This is a genomic window from Paraburkholderia sp., assembly GCF_026225065.1.
Lineage (GTDB): Bacteria > Pseudomonadota > Gammaproteobacteria > Burkholderiales > Burkholderiaceae > Paraburkholderia.
In genome coordinates this window covers 1-14,266 of the sequence record NZ_JAMFSB010000400.1, presented here as the reverse complement: position 1 = coordinate 14,266, position 14,266 = coordinate 1, and the positions used below count along the sequence as shown (strand labels likewise).

General features: G+C 63.9%; 12 protein-coding genes. 5 read left to right on the top strand and 7 right to left on the bottom strand.

All coding sequences use genetic code 11. From position 1 onward, the window contains the following. Positions 1-440 precede the first annotated feature (440 nt). Entirely contained in the window at positions 441-764 is a 324-nt protein-coding gene (gene fdxA, locus M0954_RS27790) for a ferredoxin FdxA (protein ID WP_122152064.1), read from the bottom strand. Between the two features lie 260 nt (positions 765-1,024). Here fdxA and pncB point away from each other — a divergent pair, with 260 nt between their 5' ends. The 5 genes from pncB to M0954_RS27765 all read left to right on the top strand — a co-directional run bounded on the left by pncB (position 1,025) and on the right by M0954_RS27765 (position 6,996). Then, a complete protein-coding gene (gene pncB, locus M0954_RS27785) occupies positions 1,025-2,221 on the top strand; it encodes a nicotinate phosphoribosyltransferase (protein ID WP_122152063.1) in 1,197 nt (398 codons plus the stop codon). A gap of 152 nt (positions 2,222-2,373) precedes the next feature. Next, complete coding sequence (locus M0954_RS27780; RefSeq protein WP_297356704.1) at positions 2,374-3,033, top strand: lactate utilization protein C; 660 nt, start codon at positions 2,374-2,376, stop codon at positions 3,031-3,033. After that, entirely contained in the window at positions 3,030-4,454 is a 1,425-nt protein-coding gene (locus tag M0954_RS27775) for a sodium:proton antiporter (protein WP_122152061.1), read from the top strand. Before M0954_RS27780 ends, M0954_RS27775 begins: the two co-directional genes overlap by 4 nt. A 74-nt stretch (positions 4,455-4,528) precedes the next feature. Next, entirely contained in the window at positions 4,529-5,518 is a 990-nt protein-coding gene (locus tag M0954_RS27770) for a D-glycerate dehydrogenase (RefSeq protein WP_123385708.1), read from the top strand. Continuing rightward, a complete protein-coding gene (locus M0954_RS27765; protein ID WP_122155403.1) occupies positions 5,518-6,996 on the top strand; it encodes a DNA recombination protein RmuC in 1,479 nt (492 codons plus the stop codon). The genes M0954_RS27770 and M0954_RS27765 overlap by 1 nt, the downstream gene beginning before the upstream one ends. A gap of 12 nt (positions 6,997-7,008) precedes the next feature. On the opposite strand, the gene M0954_RS27760 is transcribed toward M0954_RS27765, so the two are convergent. The 6 genes from M0954_RS27760 to M0954_RS27735 all read right to left on the bottom strand — a co-directional run. Next, entirely contained in the window at positions 7,009-7,509 is a 501-nt protein-coding gene (locus M0954_RS27760; protein WP_122152059.1) for a GNAT family N-acetyltransferase, read from the bottom strand. Continuing rightward, entirely contained in the window at positions 7,509-7,784 is a 276-nt protein-coding gene (locus tag M0954_RS27755; RefSeq protein WP_074263824.1) for a hypothetical protein, read from the bottom strand. The genes M0954_RS27760 and M0954_RS27755 overlap by 1 nt, the downstream gene beginning before the upstream one ends. A 62-nt stretch (positions 7,785-7,846) precedes the next feature. Continuing rightward, positions 7,847-9,142 (bottom strand): gephyrin-like molybdotransferase Glp, encoded by a 1,296-nt coding sequence (glp, locus tag M0954_RS27750; protein WP_297356702.1) that lies wholly within the window; start codon positions 9,140-9,142, stop codon positions 7,847-7,849. A gap of 104 nt (positions 9,143-9,246) precedes the next feature. Further along, positions 9,247-9,801 carry a molybdenum cofactor guanylyltransferase MobA gene (mobA, locus tag M0954_RS27745; RefSeq protein WP_297356706.1) on the bottom strand — a complete coding sequence of 185 codons (555 nt, stop codon included), beginning with the start codon at positions 9,799-9,801 and terminating at the stop codon, positions 9,247-9,249. Positions 9,802-9,880: 79 nt separating this feature from the next. After that, on the bottom strand, positions 9,881-10,990 hold the full coding sequence (gene moaA / locus M0954_RS27740) for a GTP 3',8-cyclase MoaA (protein WP_297356700.1): 1,110 nt from the start codon (positions 10,988-10,990) through the stop codon (positions 9,881-9,883). A gap of 151 nt (positions 10,991-11,141) precedes the next feature. Next, positions 11,142-14,266 (bottom strand): ribonuclease E/G (locus M0954_RS27735; protein ID WP_297356698.1); only part of this gene is annotated, 3,125 nt, incomplete at its 5' end.

Below are 14,266 nucleotides of genomic sequence, written 5' to 3'. Positions count from 1 at the left end.
CGCCCCCCGATGCCGGCATCCGCGATGTCTGTAAGGGACTGGTGTTCAGACGTTTGCTCTTCCGCGCGCGCAGGTCGGCCTCGTCGATCGCCTGCCCGTACCCGCCGGTCCCGAGGTGGTAGGCCGCCAGAGCTCGCATCCCCATCGAGTAGGGATCCTCGGCAAGCCCCCAGCGGGCGTCGGCCGGGTAGAGGTTCGCCTCCCGCCGGTGGGCTCGAACCAGGGACCTACGGATTAACAGTCCGGCGCTCTACCAACTGAGCTATCGGGGAACAGCAAAAGCAGAGAAGCGAAATTGTAGGAGGTGCTCCGGAACCTGTCAAGACCCTTGGCCCATCTCGATTTCGTTCAAATCGGCGTAGCCGGGAAGGGTTATGCAGGAACCAAGGCGCAACAGCAAGGTGTGACCTCGACGCCGTGAGCGCCGCGCGTGGGGCTGCTCAGCGAGCGAGCAGAGCCAGCTTTTCCTTCATGTCCTTGAACTCGTCTGCCTCGGGCAGCGGAGCCTTCGTCTTCGTGATGCTTGGCCAGCCCTTGGCGAGATCGGCGTTCAGCGGGATAAAGTTCTGCTGGTCGCCCGGCACGTCTTCTTCGGCGTAAATGGCGTTCACCGGACATTCGGCGACGCACACAGCACAGTCGATGCACTCATCGGGGTCGATCGCGAGGAAGTTGGGACCTTCGCGAAAGCAGTCCACCGGGCACACATCGACGCAGTCGGTATAGCGGCACTTGATGCAGCTTTCGGTCACAACGTGAGTCATTCAGGCAGCTCCTGCATGCGGTATCGGGAAGGCGAAACGCCAAAAGCGCTATTGTATCGTAACGTCAAGAGGCATATGCAGCACGGGCTCACCCGGTTTATACGTTTTCGTGATTAGTTTATGGCGCTGCGGCCGACCGTCCGCGCCATATGCCTGCGCGCAATCGGGTAACATGCGTCAGGTCGGCGCGCCGGGGCGTGCCGCAGGCGCATGGGCCCAGTAGGGCCTTCCGTTCTTCCTGCAGTCCGGTACGCACCATCATGATTATTACTTCGCTGCTCGATACTGACCTGTACAAGTTCACGATGATGCAGGTGGTTTTGCATCATTTCCCTGCCGCGAGCGTGGAATACCGCTTCCGCTGCAGGACGCCGAAGGTCGACCTCGTGCCGTATATCGAAGAGATCCGCGGCGAAGTGCGCAAGCTGTGCGAGTTGCGCTTCACTGACGACGAGCTCGACTACCTGCGGCGCATGCGCTTCATCAAGGGCGACTTCATCGAGTTCCTCGCGCTCTTCCATCTGAACGACAAGTACATTTCGATCGCGCCTTCGCCGAAGGGCAATGGCGAGATTGATATCGAGATCAAGGGTCCGTGGCTGCACACGATCCTGTTCGAGATTCCTGTGCTGGCGATCGTCAACGAGGTCTACTTCCGGAACACGCAGCGGGAACCGGCCTACGCCGAAGGCCGCGAGCGTCTCTCCGAGAAGATCAAGCTGCTCGGCGCGCGCCCGGAATTCGCGGACTGCAAGATCGCCGACTACGGCACGCGCCGCCGCTTCTCGAAGCGCTGGCACGAAGAGGTGATCCTGACGCTGAAAGACGATCTGGGCGAGCAGTTCACCGGCACCAGCAATGTCTTCTACGCCATGAAGCACGGCCTCACGCCGCTTGGCACGATGGCGCACGAGTACCTTCAGGCGTGCCAGGCGCTCGGGCCACGGCTGCGCGATTCGCAGATCTACGGCTTCGAAATGTGGGCGAAGGAATATCGCGGCGACCTCGGCATTGCGCTATCCGACGTGTACGGCATGGAAGCGTTCCTGCGCGATTTCGACATGTACTTCTGCAAACTGTTCGACGGCGCGCGTCACGATTCAGGCGATCCGTTCGAGTGGGGCGAGCGGCTTCTGAAGCACTACGAGGCCAACCGCTGCGATTCGCGCACGAAGATCCTCGTGTTCTCCGATGCGCTCGACATTCCAAAGGTCCTGCAACTGTACGAACGCTTCCGTGGCCGCTGCAAGCTCGCGTTCGGCGTCGGCACCAACCTTACCAACGACCTTGGCTATAACCCGCTGCAGATCGTCATCAAGATGGTTCGCTGCAACGGTCAGCCGGTTGCCAAACTGTCCGATTCGCCGGGCAAGAACATGTGTGACGACAAGGCGTACCTCGCTTATCTGCGCCAGGTTTTCGGCATCACACAGCCGGACGAGGAAGTCTTGCCGTAACGGCAGTGACCTTCTGTGCGGGCGCCTGGTGCGCGCCCGCTTAGGCCATCTGGACGAGTGTCTGCGCACAGGGTGGCCGGTATAATTCTCGCGATGCCTGCCTGCCGCACGGCTATCGAAAGAAACGAGACACTCGCGAGGATTTGGCCCACATGGATACATCGATCGCCCGCCGTAACATCCTGGCGCGCATCCGCGCAGCCCAAGGCCGCGAAGCCGAGCCGGACGAATCCGAGCGCGAGGCCGCTGCCGACTATCTCGCACGACATCCGCAAGGCCCACGGCCACCTATGCCGGAAGACCTGGCCGTACGCTTTATTGACGAAGCGCAGAAGCTGTCCACCACCGTCGAGAGCGTCGACGCCTTGAGCGATGTGCCGGCTGCTGTGCTCCGCTATCTCACGCAGCACGGCTTGCCGCTGCAGGCCATTGCCTGGCAAACGCTGCAAGACCTCGACTGGACCGAAGCAGGTCTCACCATCGAATTTCGCAAACCGGAAGATGGCGACGTGGTCGGTATCACCGGCTGTTTCTGTGCAACGGCGGAGACTGGCACGCTGGTGCTGCTGTCGGGACCCGAGACCTATGCGTCCGCCGGTCTGCTCCCCGAAACGCACATTGCGATCGTGCCGGCTTCGCGCATCGTCGCCGGTCATGAAGACGCGTTCAACCTGATTCGCGCCGAACGGGGCGAACTGCCGCGCGCGGTCAACTTCGTATCGGGGCCGTCGCGTACCGGTGATATCGAGCAGACCATTGTGCTCGGGGCACACGGGCCGTATCGGGTGCATGCGATCGTCGTGCGGACATGAAGCGACATGCCGTGTGGACGAGCATCGTGCTCGTCGCCGTAATGGCGCTTGGGCCGCAAAGCGCGTCGGCCGCGACGCTGGATGGCGCAACCCTGTCGGCATGGTGGAGCGCGCCATTTGCCGGCGTGTTGCTGTCGATTGCCGTGTTCCCGCTCATCGCGCCGACTTTCTGGCATCACCATTTCGGCAAGATCGTGGCGGCCTGGGCCATCCTGTTTCTCGTGCCGTTTGCCGTGATGTTCGGCGCCGGCGTAGCGTTCGGCTCGTTCGTTCACGCCATGCTCGAAGAGTATGTGCCGTTCATCGTGCTATTGACTGCGCTTTATACGGTGGCGGGCGGCATCTGCGTGCGCGGGAATCTGCATGGTTCGCCACGCATGAATACGGCGATCATCGCCCTTGGTACGGCACTCGCCAGCATCATGGGCACGACCGGCGCGGCAATGCTGCTGATCCGGCCGCTGCTGCGCGCCAACGACAATCGCAAGCACGTCGTGCACGTGGTGGTGTTCTTCATTTTCCTCGTCGCTAACGCGGGCGGCTCGCTGTCACCGCTCGGCGACCCGCCGCTCTTTCTCGGCTTTCTCAACGGCGTGGGCTTTTTCTGGACGACCGTGCATCTGGCTTTGCCGATGCTGTTTGTGTGCGGCGTCCTGCTTGTGATCTTCTACGCGCTCGATTCGTACTTTTACCATCGCCGTGAAGAAGAGCGTTCGCCGTTTCTCGATCCCACGCCCGACACGCCGCCGCTCGGCATCGACGGCAAGATCAATTTCGCGCTGCTCGGCCTGGTGATTGCGCTCGTGCTGATGAGCGGCCTGTGGAAGCCGGGCATAGAGTTCGACGTCTTCGGCACGCACGTCGCACTGCAAAACGCGCTGCGCGATGTGGCGCTGATCGGCGTCACGTTGCTCTCGCTGGCGGTGACGCCGCGCACGGCGCGCGAAGGCAACGCCTTTAACTGGGCGCCGATCGAAGAGGTGGCGAAACTGTTTGCCGGCATCTTCGTGACGATCGCGCCGGTCATCACGATTCTGCGCGCGGGAGAGGCAGGTGCGTTCGCGGGTCTCGTGCATCTGGTCAACGACGCGTCCGGCCAGCCTCGCGATGCGATGTATTTCTGGGCCACGGGCCTGTTGTCGTCGTTCCTTGACAACGCGCCTACCTATCTGGTGTTCTTTAATCTGGCCGGCGGCGACGCGCAAACGCTGATGACGAAGGGCGCCACCACGCTGGCTGCGATTTCCGCCGGCGCGGTATTCATGGGCGCGAATAGCTATATCGGCAACGCGCCGAACTTCATGGTGAAGGCGATTGCGGAGTCGCGCGGCGTGCGCATGCCGAGCTTTTTTGCTTATTTGGGCTGGTCCGTCGTTATTCTGGTGCCGGTGTTTCTCGTGACGGCCTGGCTGTTCTTTTAGCTTTTAGAGCCATTGATGACAGTTGACTGCAGCACGGCCACAGGTGGTCCCGCTGCACTATTCGGAGAATTGCAATGCAGAAGATCCTGGTTGCCCGTCCGATTTTTCCGGACGTGATCGAACGCCTCAAACAGTATTTCGAGGTTGACTGGAACAACGGCGAAGTGCTGCCCGCCGACGAACTGACGCAGCGGCTTGCCGATAAAGACGGCGCACTGACGGCCGGTGACCCGATCGGCGCGGCCGCGCTGGCGGCAGCGCCGCGGCTGCGAGTGGTGTCGAATATGGCAGTCGGCTACAACAACTTCGATATGGCCGCGTTCAACGCGGCGAACGTGCTCGGCACCAATACGCCGGACGTTCTGAACGAATCCACTGCCGATTTCGGCTGGGCGCTGATGATGGCGACGGCGCGCCGGATCGCCGAGTCAGAGCACTGGCTGCGCGCCGGCAAGTGGCAGAAGTGGTCGTACGACGGCTTTCTCGGTACCGACCTTTATGGTTCGACGCTCGGCGTGATCGGCATGGGCCGCATTGGCCAGGCACTGGCGCGCCGCGCCCGCGGCTTCAACATGCAGGTGATCTATCACAACCGCTCGCGGGTCGCGCCCGCGATCGAAGCCGAGCTGAACGCAGAGTATGTGTCGAAGGCCGATTTGTTGCGGCGAGCCGACCACGTCGTCCTGGTGCTGCCCTATACGCAGGAAAATCATCACACGATCGGCGCAGCGGAGCTCGCGCAGATGAAGCCGACTGCGACGCTGACCAATATCGCGCGCGGCGGCATCGTCGACGATGCCGCGCTCGCCGAGGCGCTGCGTGCGAAGCAGATCGCAGCGGCGGGTCTCGATGTTTACGAAGGCGAGCCGAACCTGAACCCGGCGCTGCTGACCGTGCCGAATGTCGTGCTGACGCCACACATCGCAAGCGCGACTGAAGCGACCCGGCGCGCCATGGCCAATCTCGCTGCCGATAATCTGATCGCGGGGTTGGGTGAGGGTCCGAATGCAGGGCATCCGCCGAGCGCCATCAATCCGGATGTTATCGGCAAGGCGCGTTCATGATGACGTTGTTGTTGCCCGCGGCGGTCGTGGTATTGGCCGTCGCGTTGGTGATCGCCTTGCTCGTATTGATGCGTGGTGGCCGCCAGAGTGATCTGCAGGCGCAGCTCGACCAGCTAGGCGATCACATTGGCTCGGCGGCGCAAGGGCAGTCGCATGCGTCCGAGCGGATCGAGCGCGAGCTGCGCAGCGAGATCAAGGAGACCGCCCGCGTCTCGCGAACCGAACTGAACGGCGGCTTCTCGCAATTTCAGCAGACGCTTGCCGCGCAGTTCACGAGCATGACAACGCTGCAGAACGGCAAGATCGATGGCTTCGCGCAGCAACTCGTCAGGCTGACCGAAACCAACGCGCAACAACTCGAAGCGGTCAGGCTGAGCTTGCAGCAGCAGGCCCAGCAGGCGCGCGACGAGCAGGGTGCAACGCTTAAGCGTTTCGGTGAGACGCTGACCTTGCAGCTCGGGCAACTGACGGAATCGAACGATCGCCGGTTTGGCGAAATCCGCACGACGATCGAACAACGTCTGAAGGACATCGAGACAAACAACGCGACCAAGCTCGAAGAGATGCGCCGCACAGTCGACGAGAAGCTGCACGCCACGCTCGAGCAGCGCCTGGGCGAATCGTTCAAGCAGGTCTCGGACCGGCTGGAGCAGGTACATCGCGGGCTGGGAGAAATGCAGACGTTGGCCGCGGGCGTTGGCGATCTGAAAAAGGTGCTGACCAACGTCAAGACGCGCGGCACGTGGGGCGAAGTGCAGCTTGAGGCCTTGCTCGAACAGTTGCTGACCGCAGATCAATACGCGAAGAACGTTGCAACGGTGCCGAAAAGCGCTGACAGGGTCGAATTCGCGATCAAGTTGCCGGGCCGTCAGGATCCGGAGGGTGTAGCGGTACCGGTATGGCTGCCGATCGATGCCAAGTTTCCGCGTGAGGACTACGAACGCCTGATCGAGGCGCAGGAGCGCGGTGATCCGGTGGCGGTCGAAGAAGCGTCGCGGGCGCTGGAGGGGCGCATTCGTGCCGAGGCCCGCGCGATCTCGGAGAAGTATGTCGCGCCGCCGCACACCACCGATTTCGCCTTGCTATTCCTGCCGACCGAAGGGCTTTACGCGGAGGTTTTGCGCCGGCCGGGTCTCACCGACACGCTGCAGCGTGACTACCGCGTGACGATTGCCGGACCGACCACGCTTACCGCGTTGCTCAACAGTCTGCAGATGGGTTTCCGCACGCTGGCCATCGAGAAGCGCTCGAGCGAAGTGTGGCAGGTGCTCGGCGCGGTGAAAACGGAGTTCGGCAAGTTCGGCGACGTGCTGGCGAAGACGAAGTCGCAGCTCGAAACGGTGACGCGTTCGATCGAAGCTGCGGAAACGCGTACGCGCATGATGAACCGCAAGCTGCGCGACGTCGAAGCGCTGCCGGGAGAGCAGGCGAGTGGCTTGTTGGGAGATGCGCTGCTTGGCGCGGATGCGGACGAGTAGGGAGGTCGGGCTTTACCCAGCCTTTACCGCCACCGCTCCGGCCAATTCCTCTAGTGCATCACCCGTGATGCGCACCACGCGCCAATCCGGCAACACCGTCGCGCCCATCTTCTCGTAGAAGCTGATGGCCGGCTGATTCCAGTCGAGCACGGTCCACTCGAACCGGCCGCATTGCCGTTCGACGGCCAACGCCGCCAGTTGGCGCAGCATCTGGGTGCCCAGACCCGTGCCGCGTTGCGACGGTTGCACATACAGATCTTCCAGATACAGTCCGCGCCGGCCGAGGAAGGTCGAGAAGTTATGGAAGAACAGCGCATACGCGACGATGCGGCCGTCTTCTTCTTGCGCGACCATGGCTTCCGCCGAGGGCCGCGCGCCGAACAGCGCATCATGCACGCCCGCTTCGGTGGCGACGAACAGATGCGTGAGTTTTTCGAACTCAGCCAGTTCGAACATCAACGAAAAAATGGCGCCCACGTCGGTGGCTGTTGCGGCACGAATGGTGGCGGCCATTAAGCTTCCTCTTGAACGTCGCTCAACTGGATTTCGATGCCGCCAAACCGCGATGCGACCCAGTTATAGGCATGGCAGGCGATCCACAGCAGCACGAAACCAAGAATCGCGTTCAGCAGCAGCGCGCTGAACACGGTGCTCAGCTCGACCGAACCGTAGCGGATAAACGCGACCAGCACGCCGAGCAGCACGATAGGCACGCTGAAGGTCAGATACACCAGGATCAGCGCCTTGGCGGTCTGTCCCGGCGCGATGAACGAGATCTGTTTTCTCATTTAAGTCAAACCCGTTGGTCGTTGTGAGGGTAAGGGTTGAGGGTGAGCAGTAGCCGGGCGTGTCAGATCAGCCCGTCGAACAGCATGATATCGACGCTTTCGCCAGCCGTGATGTCAGAGCGTTCGTGCTCGAGCACGATAAAGCAATTGGCTTCGCTCATGGAACTGAGGACCCCCGAGCTTTGCGAGGGGGTCGGCGTGACATGCCATTGGCCGCGCGCATCGCGCGTCGCGACACCGCGTTGGAATTCGGTGCGCCCCGCACGCTTGCGGATGAGCTCGCGACTCGTGGCCTGCAGGAGCGCCGCCGGTTGCGGCGTGGCGCCGGACATCACCACCAGTGCTTCGCGCACAATCTGATAGAACGTCACCATCACCGCGACCGGATTGCCCGGCAGGCCGAAGAATAGCGCGGGCAGGCCGAGACCGGGCCGTTCACCCGACCAGACGCGGCCGAACGCAAGCGGGCGTCCTGGGCGCATGGCGAGACTCCAGAACGCCACGTCCCCGAAGGTCTGCAATAACTGCTGGGTGAAGTCCGCTTCGCCGACCGAGACGCCACCCGAGGTCAGGACCACATCGGCGCTGGCTGCGGCGCTGCGCAGGGCGGCTTCGAGCGCGGCCGGCTGATCGCGCACGACACCGAGGTCGAGCGCGTCGATGTTCATCCGCTGCAGCATGGCAAACAGCGTGTGACGATTGCTGTCGTAGACGCAGCCGGGGTCGAGCGGCTCGCCGAGCGAACGCAGTTCGTCGCCGGTCGAAAAAAACGCGACTCGCAGACGTCTGCGCACCGGCACTTCTCCGATACCAAGCGAGGCTATCAGTCCGAGGTCCGACGGGCGCAAGACCCGGCCAGCTCGCAGCGCAGCGCTGCCGCGCGCCAGGTCTTCGCCGGCGAGGCGCCGGTTGGCGCCGTCGCGCACGGCGCTGGCGGCAAAGCGGATCGTCTCGCCGCTGCGTGTGACGAGTTCTTGCGGCACGACCGTATCGCAATCCGCCGGCATCGAGGCGCCCGTCATGACCCGCACGCACTCGGTTACCGCGACCGCGCCGCCAAACGGGTGACCAGCCAGCGCCTTGCCGGCGAGCGTCAGTTCAACGCTGTCTACCTGACTGGCGAGCGCAGCGCTGCGGAACGCGTAGCCGTCCATCGCCGAGTTGTCGTGCGCGGGAACATCGCTGGGCGACACGATGTCTGCCGCCAGCACGCGGTCAAGCGCGTCGTGCAGGGGCACGTGTTCGACCGCGCTGACGGGCGTGGCCCACTGCCGCACGATCGCCTGCGCGGCCGAGACCGGCATCGCCTGAGGGTCGTACTGCGCGACGCAGCTGGAAAATTCGTTAAGCGTGGTCATGAATGGAGAGGCGTCGCGGCCGGATGCGGTCGGCTGGATTCGGTGACCGCCGTGCGTCCGGAGCAGAACAACGGCTGCAACCTCGTTGACGTCTGAACGACGTCTCAATGGCGTTCAAGGTCGGCCAGTTCTTGTAAAGAGTTGATATTGTAAAACGCGCGCTCATCCGGAAAGGCGACTTCGACCGTCTTGTGGCGCGCGTACCACGCGCGGACCTTACGTTCACCCGCTTGCAGAAAGGCAGAGAGGTCGTCAGCCAGACTGGTGCGCAGCAGCGCGAAGACGGGGTGAATCGACGTCTCGCCGTGCGCGTCGACGGTGGTGACGGTGGCGATATCGGCTTGTTGTGCATCGAGGGCCTGCGCCAGTCGCGCGGCGAGATCGGCGGGCAGTCCGGGTGAGTCGCACGGCGCGCTGACCACGAACGGCGTGCGGGCGGCGCGTAAGCCGGCTAGCAGGCCCGCTAGCGGACCGCTGAAGTCCGCCACGCTGTCGGCTATGACGCTCGCGCCAAATGGTGAGCCGAGCGCGGCATAGACCTCGGGATGACGATTGGCGCTGATGAGCAATGATCCGGTCTGCGGGGCGAGTCGCTTCATGACGTGCAAAGCGAGCGCTTCGCCGTGCAAGAGTTGCAGCCCTTTGTCGATACCGCCCATGCGCGTGCCGCGGCCGCCGGCGAGAACGAGGCCGGTCAGATTGGCGGGCAGGAGGTTGAGTGCGGCAGGCAAGACAGCCTCAGCCGCCGATGTACGACATTTCGACGCGGCGCTCGTCGAGCGATTGCGAGACGGCTGCGCTGCTGCCGCGCAGTTCGGAATAGCGATCGCCGCGGGCCTGCCAGATATGCGCGAGCGCGGAGGCAATCTCCGCGTCGGTCGAGCCATTGCGCACCAGCGCACGCAGGTCGTGTCCCGCGGAAGCAAACAGGCACAGATACAGCTTGCCTTCCGTCGAGAGCCGGGCTCGTGTACAGGCACCGCAGAACGCCCGGGTGACGCTCGAAATCACGCCGATCTCGCCGCTGCCGTCGGCATAGCCCCAGCGCTGCGCGGTCTCGGCGGCGCTGTGCGCTTCGAGCGGGACCAGCGGGAAGTATTCGCCGATCCTTTCCACGACCTCGGCGGACGGCAGCACTTCGGCCATGTTCCAGCCGTTCGAGGTGCCCACATCCATGTACTCGATAAAGCGCAGCACACAGCCCGAGCCTTTGAAGTGGCGTGCCATCGGCACGATTTCCGCGTCGTTGGTGCCGTGCTTGACCACCATGTTGACCTTGACCGGCGCAAGGCCAACCGCCTGGGCGGTGGCAATGCCCTCCAGAACGTCGCCTACCGCGAAGTCCGCGTCGTTCATCCGGCGAAACAGCGTGTCGTCGAGCGCGTCCAGGCTGACCGTGACGCGCGTCAGCCCGGCGTCTTTCAGGCTGCGCGCCTTGCGGGCGAGCAGCGAACCGTTGGTGGTGAGCGTGAGATCGAGCGGCCGGCCTTCCGGCGTGGTGAGCTTCGCGAGCCGTTCGATCAGGTATTCCAGGTTTTTGCGCAGCAGCGGTTCGCCACCCGTCAGGCGGATCTTTTCTACGCCATGTGCGACGAAAAGCCGCGCGAGGCGTTCGATTTCCTCGAAGCTCAGCAGCGCACTGTGCGGCAGGAAGCCGTAGTCCTTGTCGAACACCGCGCGTGGCATGCAGTAGACGCAGCGGAAGTTGCACCGATCCGTCACCGAGATGCGCAGATCCCGCAGCGGGCGCGACAAGGTATCGCGCAGCACGCCGTTGGGCGTCTGCACGGGGCCGGTGATGACCGGCACCGCGCTGACATCGGCAACAGGGATGATGCGTCGGGACATGGATTGCTTCAGTTGGGGTGCAGACTTCCATTTTAGCGGAACGCCCGCCCACCCACATGGAACGAATACCCGCATTCAGCCAAACAAAAAGCCCGCCGGGGAGGGCGGGCTTTCTGGATAGCCGGGCGCTGGCAGCGCCCGGTGTGGCGGCTTACTGCGGGTGTTTCGCCGTTTCGACCTGCTGCATCGGCGCATTGTCGGTGGCCGGCTGTGGCTTGCGCTCGCGCGGCGCGCGCACTGGCTTCGCAACTTGCGCAGCGGCTTCCTGCGCGGCACGCAGCTTGGTGGTGTCGGTGTTGACCCACACCAGGCCGGCGCTTTCCAGCACCGGCTGCAGAGCTTCCGGCGACAGACCGTTGTCGCGCGGCGCGACAGGCGCTGCTGTGGCGACCGGTGCCGGTTCGACAGCCTGCACAGGCTCAACCGCAGGTTGCGGCGCGGCCGGTGCTGCTACTTCTTCGGCTGCCGATACGGCTTGCGGCGCTGCTTCGGCCACCGGCTGCTGTGCTTCCACCGGTGCAGCAACCACGACCGCCGGAGCGACCGAGGTTGCCGGCGTTGCTTCCACGACCGGCGCCTGAACGGCGACCGGCTCGGCTGCGAACGTCTCTGCTGCAGCGTGCTCAACCGCTGCCGGTGCCTGCACGGGCGCTTCAACCGCTGGCGCTTCGTGAACCGGTGCCTGGAACACCGGCGCCGCAGGTGCTGCGCTCGTCGTTTCGACGGCAGCGCTTGCGGTGTCATGTGCGGCTTCGGTTGCGACCGGCACTACAGGAGCCACGGGCGCGGCCGGTGCCGATACAACCGGCGCCGGTTCAGCTTGCGTGACTACCTGCGCTTCGGGCACGGCTGCTTCTGCGACCGGCACGAAAGCCTCCGTTTTGGCGGCCTGTTCGGCGGCCAGAACCGGCGTTTCGGTTGCAGCGTGCAGTTCGGTGACGACCGCGGTTTCCGTTGCTACCGCTGCGACGACCACTTCGACCGGCGCGCTTGCCGGCGCTTCGTGACGGGGCTGCTGAGCCGGCGCGTCGACTGTTGCGCTGACCGTCTCACCTTCCTCTTCCGCACTTTCGACAGACTCGACACCTTCGGCGTTGACGTTACCGTTCACGCCTTCTTCTTCACGCTCACGACGGCCGCCACGACGACCGCGACGGCGACGACGACGCTCTTCGCCTTCACGGGCCACGGCTTCCTGATCGACGGGGGCGCCGCCTTCAAGGTTACCTGCCTGGTTTTGCGTCAGCAGTTCGGTCTGGTTTTCTTCCTGGCTCAGTGCTTCGGCTCCTTCCGGTTGCTTGCGACGCTCGCCGCGTTCCGGACGATCACCGCGATCGCGACGTTCACCGCGTTCCTGGCGCTCACCACGCTCGGCGCGCGGTGCGCTTTCCACGGTTTCGGCGCGGTCTGCGCGTTCCTGACCGCGCTCGCCACGGTTGTCACGGCCTTCACGCTCGGCGCGCGGTTCGCGGCTCTCGCGCGGCTCACGGTTGCCACGCGGTTCCCGTGTTTCGCGGGGCTCGCGACCCTCACGCGGCTCGCGCGATTCGCGTGCTTCACGCGGCTCACGACCCTCGCGGGCTTCACGTCCTTCGCGCCCTTCACGTTCGTCACGACGCTGCGACGGCTGGCCTTGACGGCCGCCAACCGCAGCTGCTTCGCTGCGCGCCGCGCCATCACGGCCGCTTGCGCCGCCGCGGCGGTTATTACGACGGTCGCCGCCGCGCTCGCCCGTGCGCTCACCGCGCTCCGGACGATCGCCGCGTGCCGGACGCGCCGTCTGCTCGACGGGTGCCGGTGCGACCGGTGCAGGCGCCGCGGGCGCTGCGCCGAACAGCTTCTTCAGCCAGCCAATGAAACCGCCGCCCGCCGGCGTCACTGCCACAGGCGCAGGCGTAGCCGCAGCGACCGGGCGAACCGGAGCGCTAGGCGCCGGCTTTTCAGGCGTGATGCCCTTGACCGCGGCTTCCTGCTTCGGCTTCACTTCTTCGGTGCGCTTGCTGTAACCAGTTTCCGATTCCAGCTCGCGAGCCGCTTCTTCGGCCATCTTCCACGAAGCACGCGGCTCGTCGAGGCGCGCATCGTCGTGACGCAGGCGCTCGAGCTTGTAATGCGGCGTGTCGAGATGCTTGTTCGGGATCAGGACGACATTGACCTTGAAACGTGACTCGATCTTGTTGATTTCGGCGCGCTTCTCGTTCAACAGGAAGGCGGTCACTTCGACCGGCACCTGGCAATGGATTGCCGCGGTGTTTTCCTTCATCGCTTCTTCCTGAATGATCCGCAGCACTTGCAGCGCGGACGACTCGGTATCGCGGATGTGGCCTGTGCCGTTACAGCGCGGGCAGGTCACATGGCTGCCTTCCGACAGGGCCGGACGCAGACGCTGACGCGACAGTTCCATCAGGCCGAAGCGCGAAATCTTGCCCATCTGGACGCGCGCACGATCGTGCTTGAGCGCATCTTTCAGGCGTTGTTCGACTTCGCGCTGGCTCTTGGCCGATTCCATGTCGATGAAGTCGATCACGATCAGGCCGCCCAGGTCGCGCAGACGCAACTGGCGGGCTACTTCGTCGGCGGCTTCGAGGTTGGTGCGCGCAGCCGTTTCCTCGATGTCGGCGCCCTTGGTGGCGCGGGCCGAGTTTACGTCGATCGCCACCAGCGCTTCGGTGTGGTCGATCACGATGGCGCCGCCCGAGGGCAGGGGCACCGTGCGCGAGTACGCCGTTTCGATCTGGTGTTCGATCTGGAAGCGAGAGAAGAGCGGCACGTCATCGTGATACCGCTTCACCTTGCTGACATTATCCGGCATCACGATATCCATGAAGGCGCGGGCCTGGTCATGGATTTCGGTGGTGTCGATGAGGATTTCGCCAATATCCGGCTGGAAATAGTCGCGAATCGCGCGGATCACCAGGCTCGATTCGAGATAAATCAGCATCGGCTGACCGGTCGAACCGCTTTGCGACGCAGCTTCGATGGCGCGCCACAGTTGCATCAAGTAGTTCAGGTCCCACTGCAGTTCTTCGGCGGAACGGCCAATACCGGCCGTACGCGCGATGATGCTCATGCCTTCCGGCAGTTGCAGCTGCGCCATGGTTTCGCGCAGTTCCTGACGGTCGTCACCTTCGATCCGGCGCGACACGCCGCCGCCGCGCGGGTTGTTCGGCATCAGGACCAGATAGCGGCCTGCCAGCGAAATGAAGGTGGTGAGAGCAGCGCCCTTATTGCCGCGTTCTTCCTTTTCGACCTGGACGATCAGTTCCTGACCTTCCT